The sequence below is a fragment of the Sphingobium sp. MP9-4 genome (assembly GCF_005281675.1).
GTDB classification, from domain to species: domain Bacteria; phylum Pseudomonadota; class Alphaproteobacteria; order Sphingomonadales; family Sphingomonadaceae; genus Sphingobium; species Sphingobium yanoikuyae.
The window spans coordinates 39,608-54,332 of record NZ_LUFI01000060.1; the positions used below are offsets into that span (position 1 = coordinate 39,608).

Annotated in this window: 14 protein-coding genes; 8 read left to right on the forward strand and 6 right to left on the reverse strand. The window is 65.3% G+C overall.

Annotated elements, in window-relative coordinates; all coding sequences use genetic code 11:
• The first annotated feature begins 11 nt into the window (after nucleotides 1-11).
• The gene (locus tag A0U87_RS18700) at nucleotides 12-2,516 is read left to right on the forward strand and encodes an FtsX-like permease family protein (RefSeq protein ID WP_048937707.1); all 2,505 of its coding nucleotides are present in this window, start codon (nucleotides 12-14) and stop codon (nucleotides 2,514-2,516) included.
• 63 nt (nucleotides 2,517-2,579) lie between these two features.
• On the opposite strand, the gene A0U87_RS18705 is transcribed toward A0U87_RS18700, so the two are convergent.
• On the reverse strand, nucleotides 2,580-3,023 hold the full coding sequence (locus A0U87_RS18705; protein ID WP_017501382.1) for a pseudoazurin: 444 nt from the start codon (nucleotides 3,021-3,023) through the stop codon (nucleotides 2,580-2,582).
• 88 nt (nucleotides 3,024-3,111) lie between these two features.
• Entirely contained in the window at nucleotides 3,112-3,657 is a 546-nt protein-coding gene (locus A0U87_RS18710) for a rhodanese-like domain-containing protein (protein ID WP_048937708.1), read from the reverse strand.
• Between the two features lie 84 nt (nucleotides 3,658-3,741).
• On the opposite strand from A0U87_RS18710, the gene A0U87_RS18715 reads away from it, so the two are divergent.
• Together A0U87_RS18715 and A0U87_RS18720 are read left to right on the forward strand one after the other, a co-directional pair.
• The gene (locus A0U87_RS18715; RefSeq protein WP_048937709.1) at nucleotides 3,742-4,566 is read left to right on the forward strand and encodes a quinoprotein dehydrogenase-associated SoxYZ-like carrier; all 825 of its coding nucleotides are present in this window, start codon (nucleotides 3,742-3,744) and stop codon (nucleotides 4,564-4,566) included.
• Nucleotides 4,563-5,516: a quinoprotein relay system zinc metallohydrolase 1 gene (locus tag A0U87_RS18720; RefSeq protein WP_048937710.1), complete on the forward strand. Its 954-nt coding sequence runs from the start codon at nucleotides 4,563-4,565 to the stop codon at nucleotides 5,514-5,516. Before A0U87_RS18715 ends, A0U87_RS18720 begins: the two co-directional genes overlap by 4 nt.
• A 13-nt stretch (nucleotides 5,517-5,529) precedes the next feature.
• Here A0U87_RS18720 and A0U87_RS18725 read toward each other — a convergent pair whose 3' ends face one another.
• Entirely contained in the window at nucleotides 5,530-6,465 is a 936-nt protein-coding gene (locus A0U87_RS18725; RefSeq protein ID WP_010335543.1) for a lactate dehydrogenase, read from the reverse strand.
• Nucleotides 6,466-6,481: 16 nt separating this feature from the next.
• Nucleotides 6,482-7,297, reverse strand: coding sequence for a CoA ester lyase (locus A0U87_RS18730; RefSeq protein ID WP_048937711.1), 816 nt, complete (start codon nucleotides 7,295-7,297; stop codon nucleotides 6,482-6,484).
• 77 nt (nucleotides 7,298-7,374) lie between these two features.
• On the opposite strand from A0U87_RS18730, the gene A0U87_RS18735 reads away from it, so the two are divergent.
• From A0U87_RS18735 to A0U87_RS18755, 5 genes are all read left to right on the forward strand, one after another.
• Complete coding sequence (locus A0U87_RS18735) at nucleotides 7,375-8,346, forward strand: SPFH domain-containing protein (RefSeq protein WP_017501387.1); 972 nt, start codon at nucleotides 7,375-7,377, stop codon at nucleotides 8,344-8,346.
• 409 nt (nucleotides 8,347-8,755) lie between these two features.
• Entirely contained in the window at nucleotides 8,756-9,202 is a 447-nt protein-coding gene (locus A0U87_RS18740; protein WP_048937712.1) for an NfeD family protein, read from the forward strand.
• 179 nt (nucleotides 9,203-9,381) lie between these two features.
• Nucleotides 9,382-10,545 (forward strand): DUF3644 domain-containing protein, encoded by a 1,164-nt coding sequence (locus A0U87_RS18745; RefSeq protein WP_048937713.1) that lies wholly within the window; start codon nucleotides 9,382-9,384, stop codon nucleotides 10,543-10,545.
• A gap of 168 nt (nucleotides 10,546-10,713) precedes the next feature.
• Nucleotides 10,714-11,208: a hypothetical protein gene (locus tag A0U87_RS18750; RefSeq protein ID WP_048937714.1), complete on the forward strand. Its 495-nt coding sequence runs from the start codon at nucleotides 10,714-10,716 to the stop codon at nucleotides 11,206-11,208.
• 86 nt (nucleotides 11,209-11,294) lie between these two features.
• Nucleotides 11,295-13,130: a DUF885 family protein gene (locus A0U87_RS18755; protein ID WP_137405877.1), complete on the forward strand. Its 1,836-nt coding sequence runs from the start codon at nucleotides 11,295-11,297 to the stop codon at nucleotides 13,128-13,130.
• Nucleotides 13,131-13,374: 244 nt separating this feature from the next.
• On the opposite strand, the gene A0U87_RS18760 is transcribed toward A0U87_RS18755, so the two are convergent.
• A complete protein-coding gene (locus A0U87_RS18760) occupies nucleotides 13,375-14,223 on the reverse strand; it encodes a ferredoxin--NADP reductase (protein WP_048937716.1) in 849 nt (282 codons plus the stop codon).
• Nucleotides 14,224-14,361: 138 nt separating this feature from the next.
• A complete protein-coding gene (locus A0U87_RS18765) occupies nucleotides 14,362-14,679 on the reverse strand; it encodes a hypothetical protein (protein WP_048937717.1) in 318 nt (105 codons plus the stop codon).
• Between the last annotated feature and the right edge of the window lie 46 nt (nucleotides 14,680-14,725).

Here is a 14,725-nt window from a genome sequence, read left to right on the forward strand (position 1 = left end):
AGAGACTTCCCATGTGGCGCAATTATCTGACGGTGGGCCTGCGGTCGCTGCTCAAGAGCCGCACCTATGCGGCGATCAACATATTGGGGCTGGCGACCGGCATGGCGGCCTGCCTCATCATCCTGCTGTTCGTCCGCAATGAACTGACCTTCGACGCCTGGATGCCGCAGGCGGACCGGACCTTCCAGTTCCAGACCTATTATACCGATCCGCATGGCGGCCGCGAAAATAATCTCCAGATGGCGCCCTATGTCGCGCAGGCGGCGCTGCGGAAGGATTTTCCGCAGATCGCGGCGGCCGTCCACCTGCTGTCGGCGGGGCCGGTCGTGCTGCGCAACGGCGTCGCGACCGAAGTCGACGACATGAAATTCGTCGACGGCCCGGTGTTCGATGTGCTCGACCTGCCGCTGGTGAAGGGCGATCCGCGTACCGCGCTCGCAAAGCCCGGCGACATGGTGCTGACCGACAGCGAGGCGAAGCGCCGCTTCGGCAGCGAAGACCCGATGGGCCAGACGCTGACGCTCATCTCGCGCGGCATCTCGACCGACTATCGCGTCAATGGCGTGCTCAAGGATCTGCCCAAGGCCTCGCACCTCAAGCTCACCATGCTCGCCCGCTATGATCCGCCCAGCTACTGGGCGCAGACGCCCGATTTCCTCAGCCAATATGGCTGGCAGTCGGGCTGGATCTATGTCCGGCTGAAGCCCGGCGCCGACGTCAAGGCGATCAATGCCCAGCTGCCGCAATGGGAAAAGCGCAACATCCCCGACCAGTTTTTCGGCGGCCGCCGCTTCAACCAGGGCGACGACATGAACTTCGCCCTCGTCAATGTCCGCGACGTCCATCTTGGTCGGGCTCAGAACGGGTCGATGACGCCGGGCAATGATCGCGGCTCGATCGTCACCTTCGCCATCGTCGCCCTGCTCATCCTCGGCATGGCCTGCGTCAATTTCGTCAACCTCGCCACCGCCCGCGCCAGCCAGCGCGCGCGGGAAGTTGCCCTGCGCAAGGTGCTGGGCGCCAATCGCCGCCAGTTGGTGCTGCAATTCATCGGCGAATCCATCCTGGTCTCGGCGGTGGCGATGCTGGTCGCGCTGGCGCTGACCGAATTGCTGCTGCCGCTGGTCAGCCGCTTCCTCGACGCGGACCTCAGCCTCCATTATTTCGGCAGCGGCGGCCTCATCCTGCCGATCATCGGCCTGGTGCTTCTTGTGGGCGTGGCCGGCGGCGCCTATCCCGCCTTCTACCTGTCCCGCTTCCAGCCCGCCCGCGTGCTCAAGGCCAACAAGTCGGCGGCCGATGCGGAAGGATCGGGCCGGCTGCGCAGTGCGCTGGTCGTCGCCCAGTTCGCGGTGTCGATCGGCCTCATCATCTGCACCGCGGTGGTCTATGCCCAGACCCTCTACGCCCGCAATTCCGATCCCGGCTACAAGCGCGAGGGGCTGATCCAGATTTCCGGCATCAGCCGCCGCCAGCTTGATCCGGTGCTCGACACGATGGTGCGGGAAATCGAGAAGGTCGACGGCGTGACCTCGGTCGGCCGCACCAATATCGGCATCAGCACCACCAACAACACCAACAGCGGCATCCTGGTGCCCGGCCGTGAAGAGCCGATCAGCATGGGCATCTATCAGGTCGACACCAAATTCTTCGACACGATGGGCATCAAGCTGCTCGCCGGGCGGAGCTTCGACATCAACCGGCCGATCGACGACATCACCCGTCCCTTCCCGGAAGTCCCGGAGGCCGAGCGGGCCTTTGCCGCGCGCGGCGCCAATACCGTGGTCAACGAACTGGCGGTCAAGCGGCTGGGCTTTACCTCACCGCAGGATGCGATCGGCAAGCAGGTCCGTGGCGGCCTGGTGCGCGACGAATTTGGCGGCAGCGTGCCCATCACCATCATCGGCGTCGTCCAGGATTCGCGCTTCCGCTCGATCCGCGATCCGATGGACCCGATCTTCTTCCTCTTCGATCGCGACAATCATAACGAAATGCTGATCCGCTATCATGGCAATCCGGCGACGGTGCTGGCGCGGATCGAAAGCGTGTGGAAGCGGCTCGCTCCCGAAGTGCCCTTCACCGCCCGCTTCAGCGACGACATCGTGCGCGAAGTCTATCATGCCGAGGAAGCACGGGCCCAGGCCTTCGCCGCCTTCGCCCTGCTGGCGGTGATCGTCGGCTGCCTCGGCCTGTTCGGCCTGTCCGCCTTCACCGCGCAGCGCCGGACCAAGGAAATCGGCATCCGCAAGGTGCTGGGCGCCAGCACGGGCAAGATCGTGCAACTGCTGGTCTGGCAGTTCACCCGCCCGGTGCTGATCGCCAACCTGATCGCCTGGCCGGTCGCCTGGTGGGTGATGCGCGACTGGCTCAACGGCTTTGACTCCCGCATCGCGCTGACGCCCCTGCCCTTCCTGCTGGCAGGCGGGCTGGCGCTGCTGATCGCGATCCTCACGATCGGCGCGCACAGCTTCCGCGTCGCGCGCACCAACCCGATCCACGCGCTGCGCTACGAATGACAGGAAACAGGCCGGCTATCCTGGTGGATGACCGGCCTGCCTGTTCGCGGGACTGGCCCGCGCCTATTTCACCTGGGCGAGCGCCGCATTCATCCGCTTGGCGGCGAAGGGCGGCAGCTTGACCGCCTTGGCCGCCGTCACATCGGCCGCCGTCGGCTTGCCCACCTGCACCAGCGCCACCATGCCCATCGAATAATGGGGCATGCACTTGATGCCATAGAGGCCCGGCTTGCTGACGGTCAGCACCGCTTCCTTGTTCATCGCGCCCTTCATCGGGGTCGCGCCGGCCGGCAACATGGTGGAGATGGTCTCGGCATTATGGCTGGGGTCGGTCGGCTGGAAATGGATCACGTCGCCCGGCGCCGCCTTCACGAAGGACGGCTCGAACACCATCGCGCCATCGGCGCCCTTGTTCTTCATATGGACGGTGATATCCTTGGCCGCGGCCGGCATCGCACTGGCCATGGCCAGGCCGCCGATGATCGCCAGCGCCGAACGATGAAGCATTTACTCTCTCCCGAAAATCAATGGTTTGAACTACCCCGTTAGCGTGCAACATGCCCAAAAACGGGGGCCAGACAATTGACCTTTGGTCCTATCGGCGCGCGGGTTGGACGGGCGTCAGGTCGCGTCCCAGATCGCGCCAGCCGTCCGTTCCCTCGGCCAGCCACCAGATATTGCGATAGCCCATCGCCCGCAGCCGTCGCGCCGCATTCCAGCCCATCCAGCAATCCGCGCGGCAGAAGGTGACGATCATCCGGTCGCGCTTCCCCCCGGTCAGCCGCGCAACCCCGCGCGCGAACCAGTCGGCGATATCCGGCATCGGCGCGCCCCGCCCGCTTTCGGGAAACCAGTGGGCACCGGGAATGCTCTCATGCGGCTGCGCCAGTTGCCAGCGTCCGTCCGCCTCGCGATGGCCGCCCTCGGCCGGCAGCACGTCGATCAGGATCATGTCGACATCCGGCCGCAGCCCGGCGATCGCGGCCGGCGCGATCCGGCCCACGCCCTCGGGCGGGCGATGCACGGGACTGCGATAATGAGCGATGCGATAGCCCTCCGCATCGAACAGCCCCGCCTCCTGCGCCTGCGTCACGCCAGGCACCAGCAGCAGCACCGCCATCAGCCCTATCCTCGCCCGCATCCCCATCCCTCCCAGGCTCCACGACCCAAGGTGCAATGGTAGCCGGTTTTTCCCGGCGCTAGGCATGGACTTTGGGAGAAGAGGATGAACAGGCGCAAGACCCTGACAGCCATGGCCATGTCCTGCCTGCTGGCAGCCGGCAGCATCGCGCCTGCCCGCGCGCCCTATCCCGCCGATCCGCTGCACTCGCCGATGTGGACCGCCCATGCGCAGACCATCTTCGGCGACGATCCGGTCCGCTTCGATCCGCGCGTGAAGGTCAGCTATCCCGAAATCGCGGAAAATCAGCGCAGCTTCCCGGTCGCGCTCGACGCGCGCGGCCTCGGTCCGGTCAGGCGCATGCTGATCCTGGCCGATCTCAATCCCATCCCGATCGCCATCGACTATCGCCCCGCCGGCGCGCAGCCCTATGTCGCCACCCGCATCAAGCTCGACCAGCGCACCCCGGTGCGCGGCGCGGTGCAACTGGCGGACGGCCAATGGCTGGTCAGCGGCGGCTGGGTCGATGCGGCGGGCGGCGGCTGTTCGGCCCCGCCGGTCAGCCGGGTGAAGGGCGACTGGGCCCAGCATCTGGGCGAAATGCGGGGCGAAGCCTGGCCGATGGCCGACGGCGCCAGTCGGCTGCGCGTCACCTTCCGCCATCCGATGGACACCGGCTTCGTCGCCAATATCCCGACCTATCATATCGAACAGATGCGCGTGACCGGCCCTGACGGCCGGCTGCTCGGTCAGATGGAGATATGGGCCGCCGTCGCCGAAGACCCCGCCATCACGCTGATGCCCCGCGCCCATCCCGGCGACACGCTCTCCATCGCCGCGCGCGACACCAATGGCCGCGCCTATCTCGCCAAGGTGACGGTCGCTCGCCAATCGCCCCTGCCCGCTGCCACCGGCGCGACCGGCCGATGATGCTCAGCCGCCGACAGGCGCTGGCCGGCATGACCGGCGCCCTCCCGCTGCTGGCCGGCGCCGCGACGGACGAGTATCGCATCGATCCGCAGCCGGTCGCCGATGGCCTGTGGATGATCCATGGCGCCGACGAACCGATGCTCTTCGCCAATGGCGGCGCGATCGCCAATATTACGATCATCGCCACCCCGGCCGGCACATTGCTGGTCGATGCCGGCCCGTCGATCCGCTATGGCCACATGCTCAGGAAAGTGGCGGAGACGCTGACCGGCCAGCCGGTCATACGGGTCTATGTCACCCATCTCCATCCCGACCATGGCATGGGCATCGCCGCCTTCGATCCCGCCACCGTCGCCGCCCTGCCCGGCACCATCACCGACATGGAACGGGACGGACGCGGCTTTTCCGATGCGCTCTATCGCCTGCTGGGCGACTGGATGCACGGCACCGACCTCGCCCTGCCGGGGCGGCGGATCGACCAGCCGGCGGAGGATTTCGGCGGCCGCCGCCTGCAACTACTGCCGCTCGCCGGCCACAGCAATGCCGATCTCGCCTTATTGGACGAACGCACCGGCACGCTGGTCGCAGGCGACCTGCTCTTCCTCGACCGCGCGCCCAGCACCCCGACCGCGAACCTTGGCCGCTGGCGCGAAAGCCTGGATGCGCTCGCAAAGCTGCCGCACAAGGCGGCGATCCCCGGCCATGGCCCGTTCGATCCCGCCGGCACCCGCGCCATCGCCCAGACCCGCGACTGGCTCGACTGGCTCGACATGACGCTGCGCGCCGCCGTGCAGTCAGGACTCGACATGGTGGAGGCCGGCACTCTCCCCATCCCCGCCCGCTTCGCCACCATCGCCGCCGCCCGCTACGAGCTGCAACGCAGCGTCGCCCACCTCTATCCCGCCCTGGAGGCGGAACTGCTGCCCAGGGTGGACCTGCCGGAGGGATGATCGCCGGCGATTTTCAATGGGATTCCAGCCCGTCCATGATGCCCTGCAACACCGCTGCCGACGCCCGCAGCGCCGCCCGTTCCTCCGCATCCAGGTCCGGCGCCAGCACCCGGCTCACCCCCAGCGCCCCGATCACGCAGGGCAGGCTCAGATAGACGCCCGCCACGCCGCATTCTCCATGGGCCAGGGTCGACACCGGCAGCACCACCTGCTCGTCGCGCCGCACCGCCTCGCACAGCCGCACGATCGCCGTCGCCACGCCATAGCTTGTATGGCCCTTGCCATAGTTGATCGCATAGCCCGCCCGCATCGTCTCATGCGCCAGTTCCGCCCGGTCCAGCACCGCGCCGCCGCGAAACTGGTCCAGTGTCACCCCGCCGATCCGCACGCCCGAAAAGACCGCCACCTCGCTGTCGCCATGTTCGCCCAGCACCTGTCCCTCGACCGACACCGGCGCCACCCCCAGCCGGTCGGCCAGCCGCCGGCGAAAGCGCGCACTGTCGAGCAGCGTCCCCGTGCCGATCACCTGCCCCACCGGCAGCCCCGACGCGCGCTGCGCCACCTGCGCCATCGCGTCGACCGGGTTGGACGCGACGATCATCACCCCGCCAAAGCCTGCTTCCACCACCCGCCGCGCACAGTCCGCCACGATGGCGGCGCTGCGTCCGGCGACTGACAGCCGGCTTTCCTCGCCATGGGTGGTCGCGCCGGCCGTGATGACGACGATCGCCGCGTCGCCCGCATCCCGATAGTCGCCGCGCAGGACATGGGCCGGCCGCGCCAGCGCATTGGCGTCGGCAATGTCCAGCGCCTCGGCCTGCGCGCGCGGCCCGTCCGCATCGATCAGCAATATCTGCGTGAACAGCCCGCGCAGCATCATCGCATAGGCGGCCGTGGCACCGACATGACCGGTCCCGATGATCGCAACCTTGTCGAACCGTACCGCCATGCCTTGTCGCCTTTCGCTATTGCCCGACCGCCTCCGCCCGCGCCACCAGCGCCCGCGCCTCGTCGACATGCATCGCCTCGATCATCCGCCCCTCGAAGCGCTCGGCCCCGCCGGTCGCCGCCTCGATCAGCCGGCGCGCATCCGCCACCGCCTGCGCGTCCGGGCCGAACGCCTGGTTCGCCACCGGCACCTGTCCGGGGTGGATCAGCGTCTTGCCGTCAAAGCCGAAGCCATGCCCCTCGGCGCATTCCGCCTCCAGCCCCGCCTCGTCATCCAGCCGGTTGAACACCCCGTCGAACACCGCGATCCCCGCCGCCCGCGCCGCCAGCACCACGCTCTGCAGCACATGGACCAGCCCCGCCCGCCCGGCCGAGGGCGGAATGGCCAGATCCTTGCGCAAATCATTGGTGCCCACGAACAGCGCCGCGCAGCCCTCGCCCGCCGCGATTCCCGGCGCCGCCAGCACGCCCTTCGCGCTCTCGATCATCGCGATCACCGGCTTCTGCGCGACGGAATAGACATCCTTCACCTGCTTGGCATTCTCGACCTTGGGCAGCACCACATAGTCGACCGCGGTGCGCTTCAATGCCACCATCTCGGGGCCATGCGACGGCATCCCCTCGACATTGATCCGCACCGCCATCAGCCGCCCGCCAAAGCCCTCGCCCACGGCCTCCACCGCCGCGTCCAGCGCCGCCGCCTTGTCCGCGTCGGGCACCGCATCCTCCAGGTCGAGGATCACCATGTCGCACGGCAGCGTGCGTGCCTTGGCCACCGCGCGCGGGTTGGACGCGGGCAGGAACAGCAGGGATCGGGCGTGGCGCAACTGCATCTTATGTCTCTCCATCACTTTGCCTTTTCCCGTTAACGAATAGCCGCCATAGTGCGCTCCCACATTGGGGAGGACATATGGTGACGACCTTCGCACTCACGGTCACGTTTCTGGTGCTCTTCTACCTGGCGGTCAGCGTCAAGGTGGTGCGGCAGGGCTATCAATATACCATCGAGCGTTTCGGCCGCTTTACCGAGGTGGCGAAGCCCGGCCTCAATTTCTATCCCGCCTTCTTCTACGCCGTCGGTCGCAAGATCAACATGATGGAGCAGGTCGTCGACATTCCGGGGCAGGAAATCATCACCAAGGACAATGCCATGGTGTCGGTCGACGGTGTGGTCTTCTTCCAGGTGCTCGACGCCGCCAAGGCCGCCTATGAAGTGTCCGAACTCTATGTCGCCATCATGCAGCTCGCCACCACCAATTTGCGCACCGTGATGGGCTCGATGGACCTCGACGAGACCCTGTCGAAGCGCGACGAGATCAACGCCCGCCTCCTCTCCGTGGTCGATCATGCCACCAACGCCTGGGGCATCAAGATCACCCGCGTCGAGCTCAAGGACATCCGCCCGCCCGCCGACATCGTCAACGCCATGGGCCGGCAGATGAAGGCGGAGCGCGAGAAGCGCGCCAACATCCTGGAGGCCGAGGGCCTGAAAAGCAGCGAGATCCTGCGCGCCGAGGGCCAGAAACAGTCGCAGATCCTGGAAGCCGAAGGCCGCCGCGAAGCCGCCTTCCGCGATGCCGAGGCGCGCGAACGCGAGGCGGAAGCCGAAGCCAAGGCGACGCAGATGGTGTCGGACGCGATCGCCGCGGGCAATCCGCAGGCGCTCAATTACTTCATCGCCCAGAAATATACCGACGCGGTGCAGCAATTCGCCACCTCGCCCAATGCCAAGACCATCCTCTTCCCGGTCGAGGCGACCCAGCTCATCGGCACGCTCGGCGGCATCGGCCAGCTCGCCAAGGAAGCGCTAGGCGACACCCCCACCCCACCAGCGCCACCCGCCGCGCCACGCCGAGGCCCGTTCGGCCAGACCCAGGGCTGAGGGGGAGAGCGATGGCGCCCCTGCGCAACCGGTCCGCTCTGTCAGGCCATAGCGGCCAAGCCACCGCGCGCTACGCACCCATCCCGCTTGCCGAAAACGCCACCACCACCCCGAACCGCCCACCACATCCGTTCGCTTCGAGCGAAGTCGAGAAGCCTATAGCGCAACGCATCCTCCTAAAACCGTTCGCCCTGAGCCTGTCGAAGGGTCTCTCTTTTTTTAAAGGCAAAGGGCTTCGACAAGCTCAGCCCGAACGGACGAAAGCTGGCCCCACCCACCCCCGTCATTCCCGCGAAAGCGGGAACCCATCTCCCGCACTTTCCGCTATCCGCGACGCCAGAGCGATAGCGCCCCGCCGCCACCGAAACGACACAAAACCACCCCACCCCACCAACCACAGGACCACCCCATGAACGACTGGCTCAGCATGCTCCAGGATCATTGGGCCTGGCTGGTCTTCGCCGCGCTGCTGGCCATTGCGGAAGTGCTGATCCCCGGCGTCTTCCTGATCTGGATCGCGATCGCCGCCGCCATCACCGGCCTCGCCGCGCTGGCGCTGCCGATCGGCATTCCGCTCCAGCTGCTGATCTTCGCCGCGCTCTGCGTCGTCTCGGTCTGGGCCGGGCGGCGCTGGTATGTGGACAATCAGGTGCCCTCGACCGACCCCAATCTCAACGACCGCACCGCCCGCCTGATCGGCGAACTGGTGACAGTCGTAGAGCCGATCCGCGGCGGCGAAGGCCGGGTCAAGGTCGGCGACAGCGTCTGGACCGCCCGCGGCCCGGACAGCGAAGCCGGCGCGCGGGTCCGCGTGACGGGTGCGGAAGGCGCGGTGCTGTGGGTGGAAGGGGTTTAGGGGCTACGACCGGCTAGCGCCATTTTCGGTCGTTCGAGGGCCCACATGTGGTGCTTACGAGCTGCCATTTGCGCTTCCAAAAACTTGACGGCTACAGCGAGGGCCTCTTCGCGTATTCCCGCTAGATTCGACGCTCATGAAGGTTATGACTTAGCTAATTGGGGAGCGGTGGGGCAGGCATGGCTAAAGTGATTCTCTCTGATCAGGAAATCGGACTGATAAAAGGACTGATCCAGCACCGGGCGTTGAACGATCAGCAAGTGCTAGCAATTTTCAGTTTTCTTGACCGTAACTTCAACCACCGCGAAATTGGAGCCATTCGCAAAGGGACGAAGGCACGTTATGCAGGCATTGCAGCAGCCACGGCTCCCGAAGTAGATGCATTGCTCTATCAGTATTCCAAGCTGGCGGCATTGGCAGAGCAGCTCGGATTTTATGCGACGACGTATGCTGAGGCTCAGGTTCGCAAGGCCGTAGAAATCTTCAAGACCGCCGTCCTCGTCTATAACAACAATATACTTTTCACACGGTCAGAGACCTTTATCGTTCTCTCAATCATCGCGTGGACCTATGTTCTTCACGCCCGTTTGATCGGAGAGGGCATCTGCCCGGTTTACAAGAACGCGGACGGGACATCTGTTCTGATCGATGGGCAGGAAAAGCTTTGGGAATTGAGCTACTGTATCGAGCGGCCGGAAGCAGGCCTTTCAGCAGGTGAGATAGCTAATCTCAAATACCTTATCGCTATCCGTAACGCGATCGAGCATCGGTCATCGGAGGACATCAATGATGCTCTTCAGGCCAAGATACAAGCCAACGCACTTAATTTCCTCAAATACGCTAAAGAGAAATTTGGCGCAAAGTATGATTTCTCTCATGACTTGGCCTTCGCCATCCAGCTTCAGGCGCTAACTCTCAAGTCGCCAAACGTCCTTAAAGGCATAGCTCCCGTCGCCAAAGCAGTAGCGGCTGTAAATGCGCTTCTCGAAGGGCCAATGACGCAGGCGGAGTTCAATGATCCTGCCTATTCGTTCCGCGTATATGTCGTTCCCAAGGTCACTAACAACGCTAAGAAGGCTGACCAAGCCGTGACCTATAGCCCTGTTGGCTCGGATGTGGAGGTAGCTATCAAGCTTGTTGAGCGTCCAAAATATAGGATGACGGATGCCATTAAAAAGCTTTTGGATGATGATGGTCTTACCGTTTCTAGCTACGAGTTTCAGCAGGCGTGGAAGCTCAACGACCTCAAAAACCCGGCAAAGGGGCTAGCGGTTCAGCTCGGCGGGCAGTGGTTCTGGTATCAAGAGGGCATCGACAAGATCAGAGAGATTATAACGGCGTGATCGGCAGTGGAAGAGCACTTCCAATGATTCAATCAATTTACGATGTGTTCCGGCCAAATCAAAGAGATGAACGAATGGCGGTTCCGTGGATCAATTGACTTGATAACGGTCATTCCGAAATGATCCGACCCTGTCCTACACCTCCCGCCCCATGATAGCCTCGCCGGCATGACCGACATGCCCCTTCTCCATTTCACCTCCGTCCCGATGTTGCGCCGGCGCGCGTCGGGTTGGTCGCCGGCCGCGCAGCGGGCCTTCATCGACATGCTGGCGCGCTGCGGCGTGGTGGCGCAGGCGGCGCGCAGCGTCGGCTGTTCGCCACGATCGGCCTATCAGTTGCGGCAGAAACAGGGGGCACAGAGTTTTGCCGCCGCCTGGGACTGGGCGCTGGAGATGGGGCTGGACGCCGCCCGTGCCCAGGCGATCGCGCTGACCCGCTGCGCGCAGGTCCGCCCCATCGTCCGGCGCGGCGTGGTGGTCGGCCATCGCCGCGCGCCCGACAATCGGGTGATGCTGGCGGCGATGCGCACCATCTGTGCCGAGCGCAGCGGCGCCCGCGCCGCCATGCCCCATCGCCAGCGCATCGCCCTGCGCGATCTGGTCGCGGAACTCTCGATCAGCGCGCCGGAGATCGACCTAGGCAGCCTCGCCCAATTATTATGATCTGTCGCGGGTAGGAAATAAGATGTCGAAATGTGCGGGAAATATGCGAAGTTAAGAGAGCGAATTCCTACGGAGACCCAATTCCCATGACGACCTCCCGCCGCGATTTCCTCGTCGCCGGCTCCTCCGCCCTCGCCCTGTCCGCCCTCCCCGGCCGCACCCTGGCGCAAGCAACGACAGCCGACGCCCGCGCCGAAGCCCTGCTCGCCGGCATGGCCGAAGCGATGCTGGCCGATGCGCCCGAAACCGCGAGCGGCCTTGGCCTCGACACCGGCGCCCGCGCGCCGCTCAAAGCGCGCCTGGGCGACAAGAGCCCGGCCGGCCAGGCGCGGATCGCCGCCCATGTGAAGGATCGCCTGACCCAGCTCCGCGCCGTCGATCTCGACGCCCTGTCGCCGGCTACCCGCACCGATGTGGAGGTGGTGCGCGCCGCCCATGAACTGGCCGATGCCGGCTTCGCCTTCCCCTTTGGCGACATGGCGATGATGAACAGCAACTGGTCCTATCGCAACGCGCCCTATGCCGTCGCCCAGAATACCGGCGCCTTCATCGAGACGCCCGATTTCCTCGACGCCAATCATGGCATCGCCACCCCGGCCGACGCCGACGCCTATCTCGAACGCCTCAGCCAATATGCCGCCAATCTCGACGGCGAGACCGAGCGGTTGAAGCATGACGCCGGCATCGGCGTCGTCGCCCCCGCCTTCCTGCTCGACAAGACGCTGGGCCAGATGAAGGCGGTGCAGGGCCAGCCGCTCGACCAATGGGTGCCGGTCGCCTCGATCGCGCGCCGCACGAAGGATATGAACGGCGACTATGCCGCGAAGGCGCAGCAGATCACCCGCACCGCCATCGCCCCCGCCCTCGCCCGCCAGGCCGCCGAACTCACCCGCCAGCGCGCCACCGCCACCATGGATGCGGGCGTGTGGAAGCTGCCGCAGGGGGAGGCCTATTATGGCTGGGCGCTGCAGGCGGGCACCACCACCACCCTGTCGTCCGACGAAGTCCATGCGCTGGGCCAGGAACAGCTCAAGGCCCTCCAGTCGGAAATGGACCGGCTGCTCAAATCCCTCGGCATGACGAAGGGGACCGTGGGCGAGCGGATGACGGCGATGGGCAAGGATCCGCGCTATCTCTTTCCCAATGACGACAAGGGTCGCCAGCAGATCCTCTCCTATATCGACGGGCGCCTCGCCGATATCCGCACCCGCTTGCCCCGCGCCTTCGCGACCCTGGTGCCGGCCAGGCTGGTGGTGAAGCGGGTGCCGGTGGAGATCGAGGCCGGGGCGCCGGGCGCCTATGCCGGCGCGGGCACGATCGACGGCAGCGTGCCGGGCAATTATTATATCAACCTGCGCGATACCAGCATCTGGCCGCGCTATTCGCTGCCGACGCTTTGCTATCATGAGGGGATTCCGGGCCATATCTGGCAGGGCGAATATACCTACAAGCTCCCCCTGATCCGCTCCATGCTCGCCTTCAACGCCTATTCGGAGGGCTGGGCGCTCTATGCCGAGCAGCTGGGCGACGAGCTGGGCGCCTATGATGGCGATGTCGCCGGGCGGCTGGGCTATCTCCAGTCGATCGCCTATCGCTGCTGCCGCCTGGTGGTCGACACCGGCCTTCATGCCAAGCGCTGGACCCGCGAACAGGCAATCCACTGGTTCGCCACCACCAACGGCTCCACGGTCGAGGATGTGCAGGGCGAGGTCGACCGTTATTGCGCCTGGCCGGGCCAGGCCTGCGGCTACAAGGTCGGCCATGGCGAAATCGTCCGCCTGCGCGGAATGGCGCAACAGGCGCTGGGCGACAAGTTCGACTTCCGCCTGTTCAACGACGCCGTGGTCAAGGGCGGCGGCGTGCCGATGACCGTGCTGGCGAAAAATGTCGACGCCTATGTCGCCCAGAGGAAGGGGGCGTAACGGCCACGTCCGTCAGTGGACATGACATCCTCCCCTGCAAGGGGAGGGGGACCGGCGAAGCCGGTGGAGGGGTGTCACGCTAACGACGGCACGACACCCCTCCGTCAGCACTTCGTGCTGCCACCTCCCCTTGCAGGGGAGGATGAAAGAGCAGCCGGCCTGCTGAACATCCACTGCGCGATCACAAAGAAAAAAGGGCCGGAGGATCGCTCCCCGGCCCTTCCCTATTCTCGCTGCCGAGCGCTTAGCCGACGAACGCGCGCTCGATCACGAACTGCCCCGGCGCCGCATTGGACCCTTCGGTGAAGCCCTGTTCCTCGAAGAACGCCGCGAACTGCTTGATCATTTCCATGCTGCCGCACATCATGATCCGGTCGGTCTCGGGGTCGAACTTGGCCGCGCCCGGAATCCCCTCGAACAGCTTGCCGCTCTCGACCAGCTTGTCGATGCGCTCATTGTTGGGGAATTCTTCGCGCGTCACGGTCGGCACATAATGGAACTGGCCCGCAGCCTGTTCCGATACCAGCGGGTCTTCGGCCCACTTGCCTTCCATCTCGTCGCGGAAGGCCAGGTCGCTCACCCGGCGCACCGAATGCACCACCACGACCTGCTCGTAGAATTCATACACATCCGGGTCGCGCGGCAGGCTCAGGAACGGCGCCAGGCCGGTGCCGGTCGACAGCATGAACAGCCGCTTGCCCGGCAGCAGCGCGTCGGTCACCAGCGTGCCGGTCGGCTTGCGGCCGAGATAGATCTGGTCGCCCGGCTCGATCTTCTGCAGCTTGCTGGTCAGCGGACCGTCCTGCACCTTGATCGACAGGAATTCGATTTCCTCGTCCCAGGCGGGGCTGGCGATGGAGTAGGCGCGCAGCAGCGGCTTGCCGTTGTCGCCCTTCAAGCCGATCATGATGAACTCGCCCGAACGGAAGCGGAAGCTTGCCGGGCGGGTGATGCGGAAGCTGAACAGATGCTCGTTCCAGTGCTTCACCGACAGCACGGTTTCCACGGAAAGCGCGCCGGTGGGTTCCAGAACCGGCTTTTCGATCGTCACGTCGGTCAAGACCTTATCCTTGCATTTCGTCGGCACCGCCATGATCGGGCGGCGCTAGTTGCGGATCATTCGCAATAATGGTGTAGTCCGCAAATGGCCCCACCGCATCGTGAAGGCAAGGCCAAAAAAACTTGGGGGGCACCAAGGGCCGGCTTTTGCCGGCCCGCCCCTCGCCGTCTGTTAGCCGAACAGCCCCTTGGCCAGGCCGCTCAGCTCGTTGAGCGGATTGCCGTCGCCATCGCGGTCCAGGAAGCCGCCGAGCTGGCCCAATATCGCCTCCGGCCCGCCAAACTGGCCCAGCAGCTGCTGCAGCGCATCGGCCGACACGCCATGTTCGGCCGCCGTCTCGGCCAGTGCCGACACGCTGGTTTCGCCGCTGCCGATCTTGGCGCCGATCTCGTTCAGCAGGCCCTGCATCTGTTCCGGCTCCAGCCCGACCTTCTGCGCGATCGCTTCCAGCCCGCCCAGATTGCCCATCAGATTGTCGAACACGCCCATGCTAATCTCCGCTGCCATGATAGGCGGACAACATAGCACCGCCGCG

Excerpts from the sequence above, each read along its gene's own strand:
- A0U87_RS18755 (WP_137405877.1), top strand. The coding sequence starts at position 11,295 with ATGACGACCTCCCGCCGCGATTTCCTCGTCGCCGGCTCCTCCGCCCTC.
- A0U87_RS18760 (WP_048937716.1), bottom strand. The coding sequence starts at position 14,223 with ATGGCGGTGCCGACGAAATGCAAGGATAAGGTCTTGACCGACGTGACG.
- A0U87_RS18710 (WP_048937708.1), bottom strand. The coding sequence starts at position 3,657 with ATGCGGGCGAGGATAGGGCTGATGGCGGTGCTGCTGCTGGTGCCTGGC.
- A0U87_RS18725 (WP_010335543.1), bottom strand. The coding sequence starts at position 6,465 with ATGGCGGTACGGTTCGACAAGGTTGCGATCATCGGGACCGGTCATGTC.
- A0U87_RS18765 (WP_048937717.1), bottom strand. The coding sequence starts at position 14,679 with ATGGGCGTGTTCGACAATCTGATGGGCAATCTGGGCGGGCTGGAAGCG.
- A0U87_RS18730 (WP_048937711.1), bottom strand. The coding sequence starts at position 7,297 with ATGCAGTTGCGCCACGCCCGATCCCTGCTGTTCCTGCCCGCGTCCAAC.
- A0U87_RS18700 (WP_048937707.1), top strand. The coding sequence starts at position 12 with ATGTGGCGCAATTATCTGACGGTGGGCCTGCGGTCGCTGCTCAAGAGC.
- A0U87_RS18750 (WP_048937714.1), top strand. The coding sequence starts at position 10,714 with ATGACCGACATGCCCCTTCTCCATTTCACCTCCGTCCCGATGTTGCGC.
- A0U87_RS18740 (WP_048937712.1), top strand. The coding sequence starts at position 8,756 with ATGAACGACTGGCTCAGCATGCTCCAGGATCATTGGGCCTGGCTGGTC.
- A0U87_RS18735 (WP_017501387.1), top strand. The coding sequence starts at position 7,375 with ATGGTGACGACCTTCGCACTCACGGTCACGTTTCTGGTGCTCTTCTAC.
- A0U87_RS18715 (WP_048937709.1), top strand. The coding sequence starts at position 3,742 with ATGAACAGGCGCAAGACCCTGACAGCCATGGCCATGTCCTGCCTGCTG.
- A0U87_RS18705 (WP_017501382.1), bottom strand. The coding sequence starts at position 3,023 with ATGCTTCATCGTTCGGCGCTGGCGATCATCGGCGGCCTGGCCATGGCC.
- A0U87_RS18720 (WP_048937710.1), top strand. The coding sequence starts at position 4,563 with ATGATGCTCAGCCGCCGACAGGCGCTGGCCGGCATGACCGGCGCCCTC.
- A0U87_RS18745 (WP_048937713.1), top strand. The coding sequence starts at position 9,382 with ATGGCTAAAGTGATTCTCTCTGATCAGGAAATCGGACTGATAAAAGGA.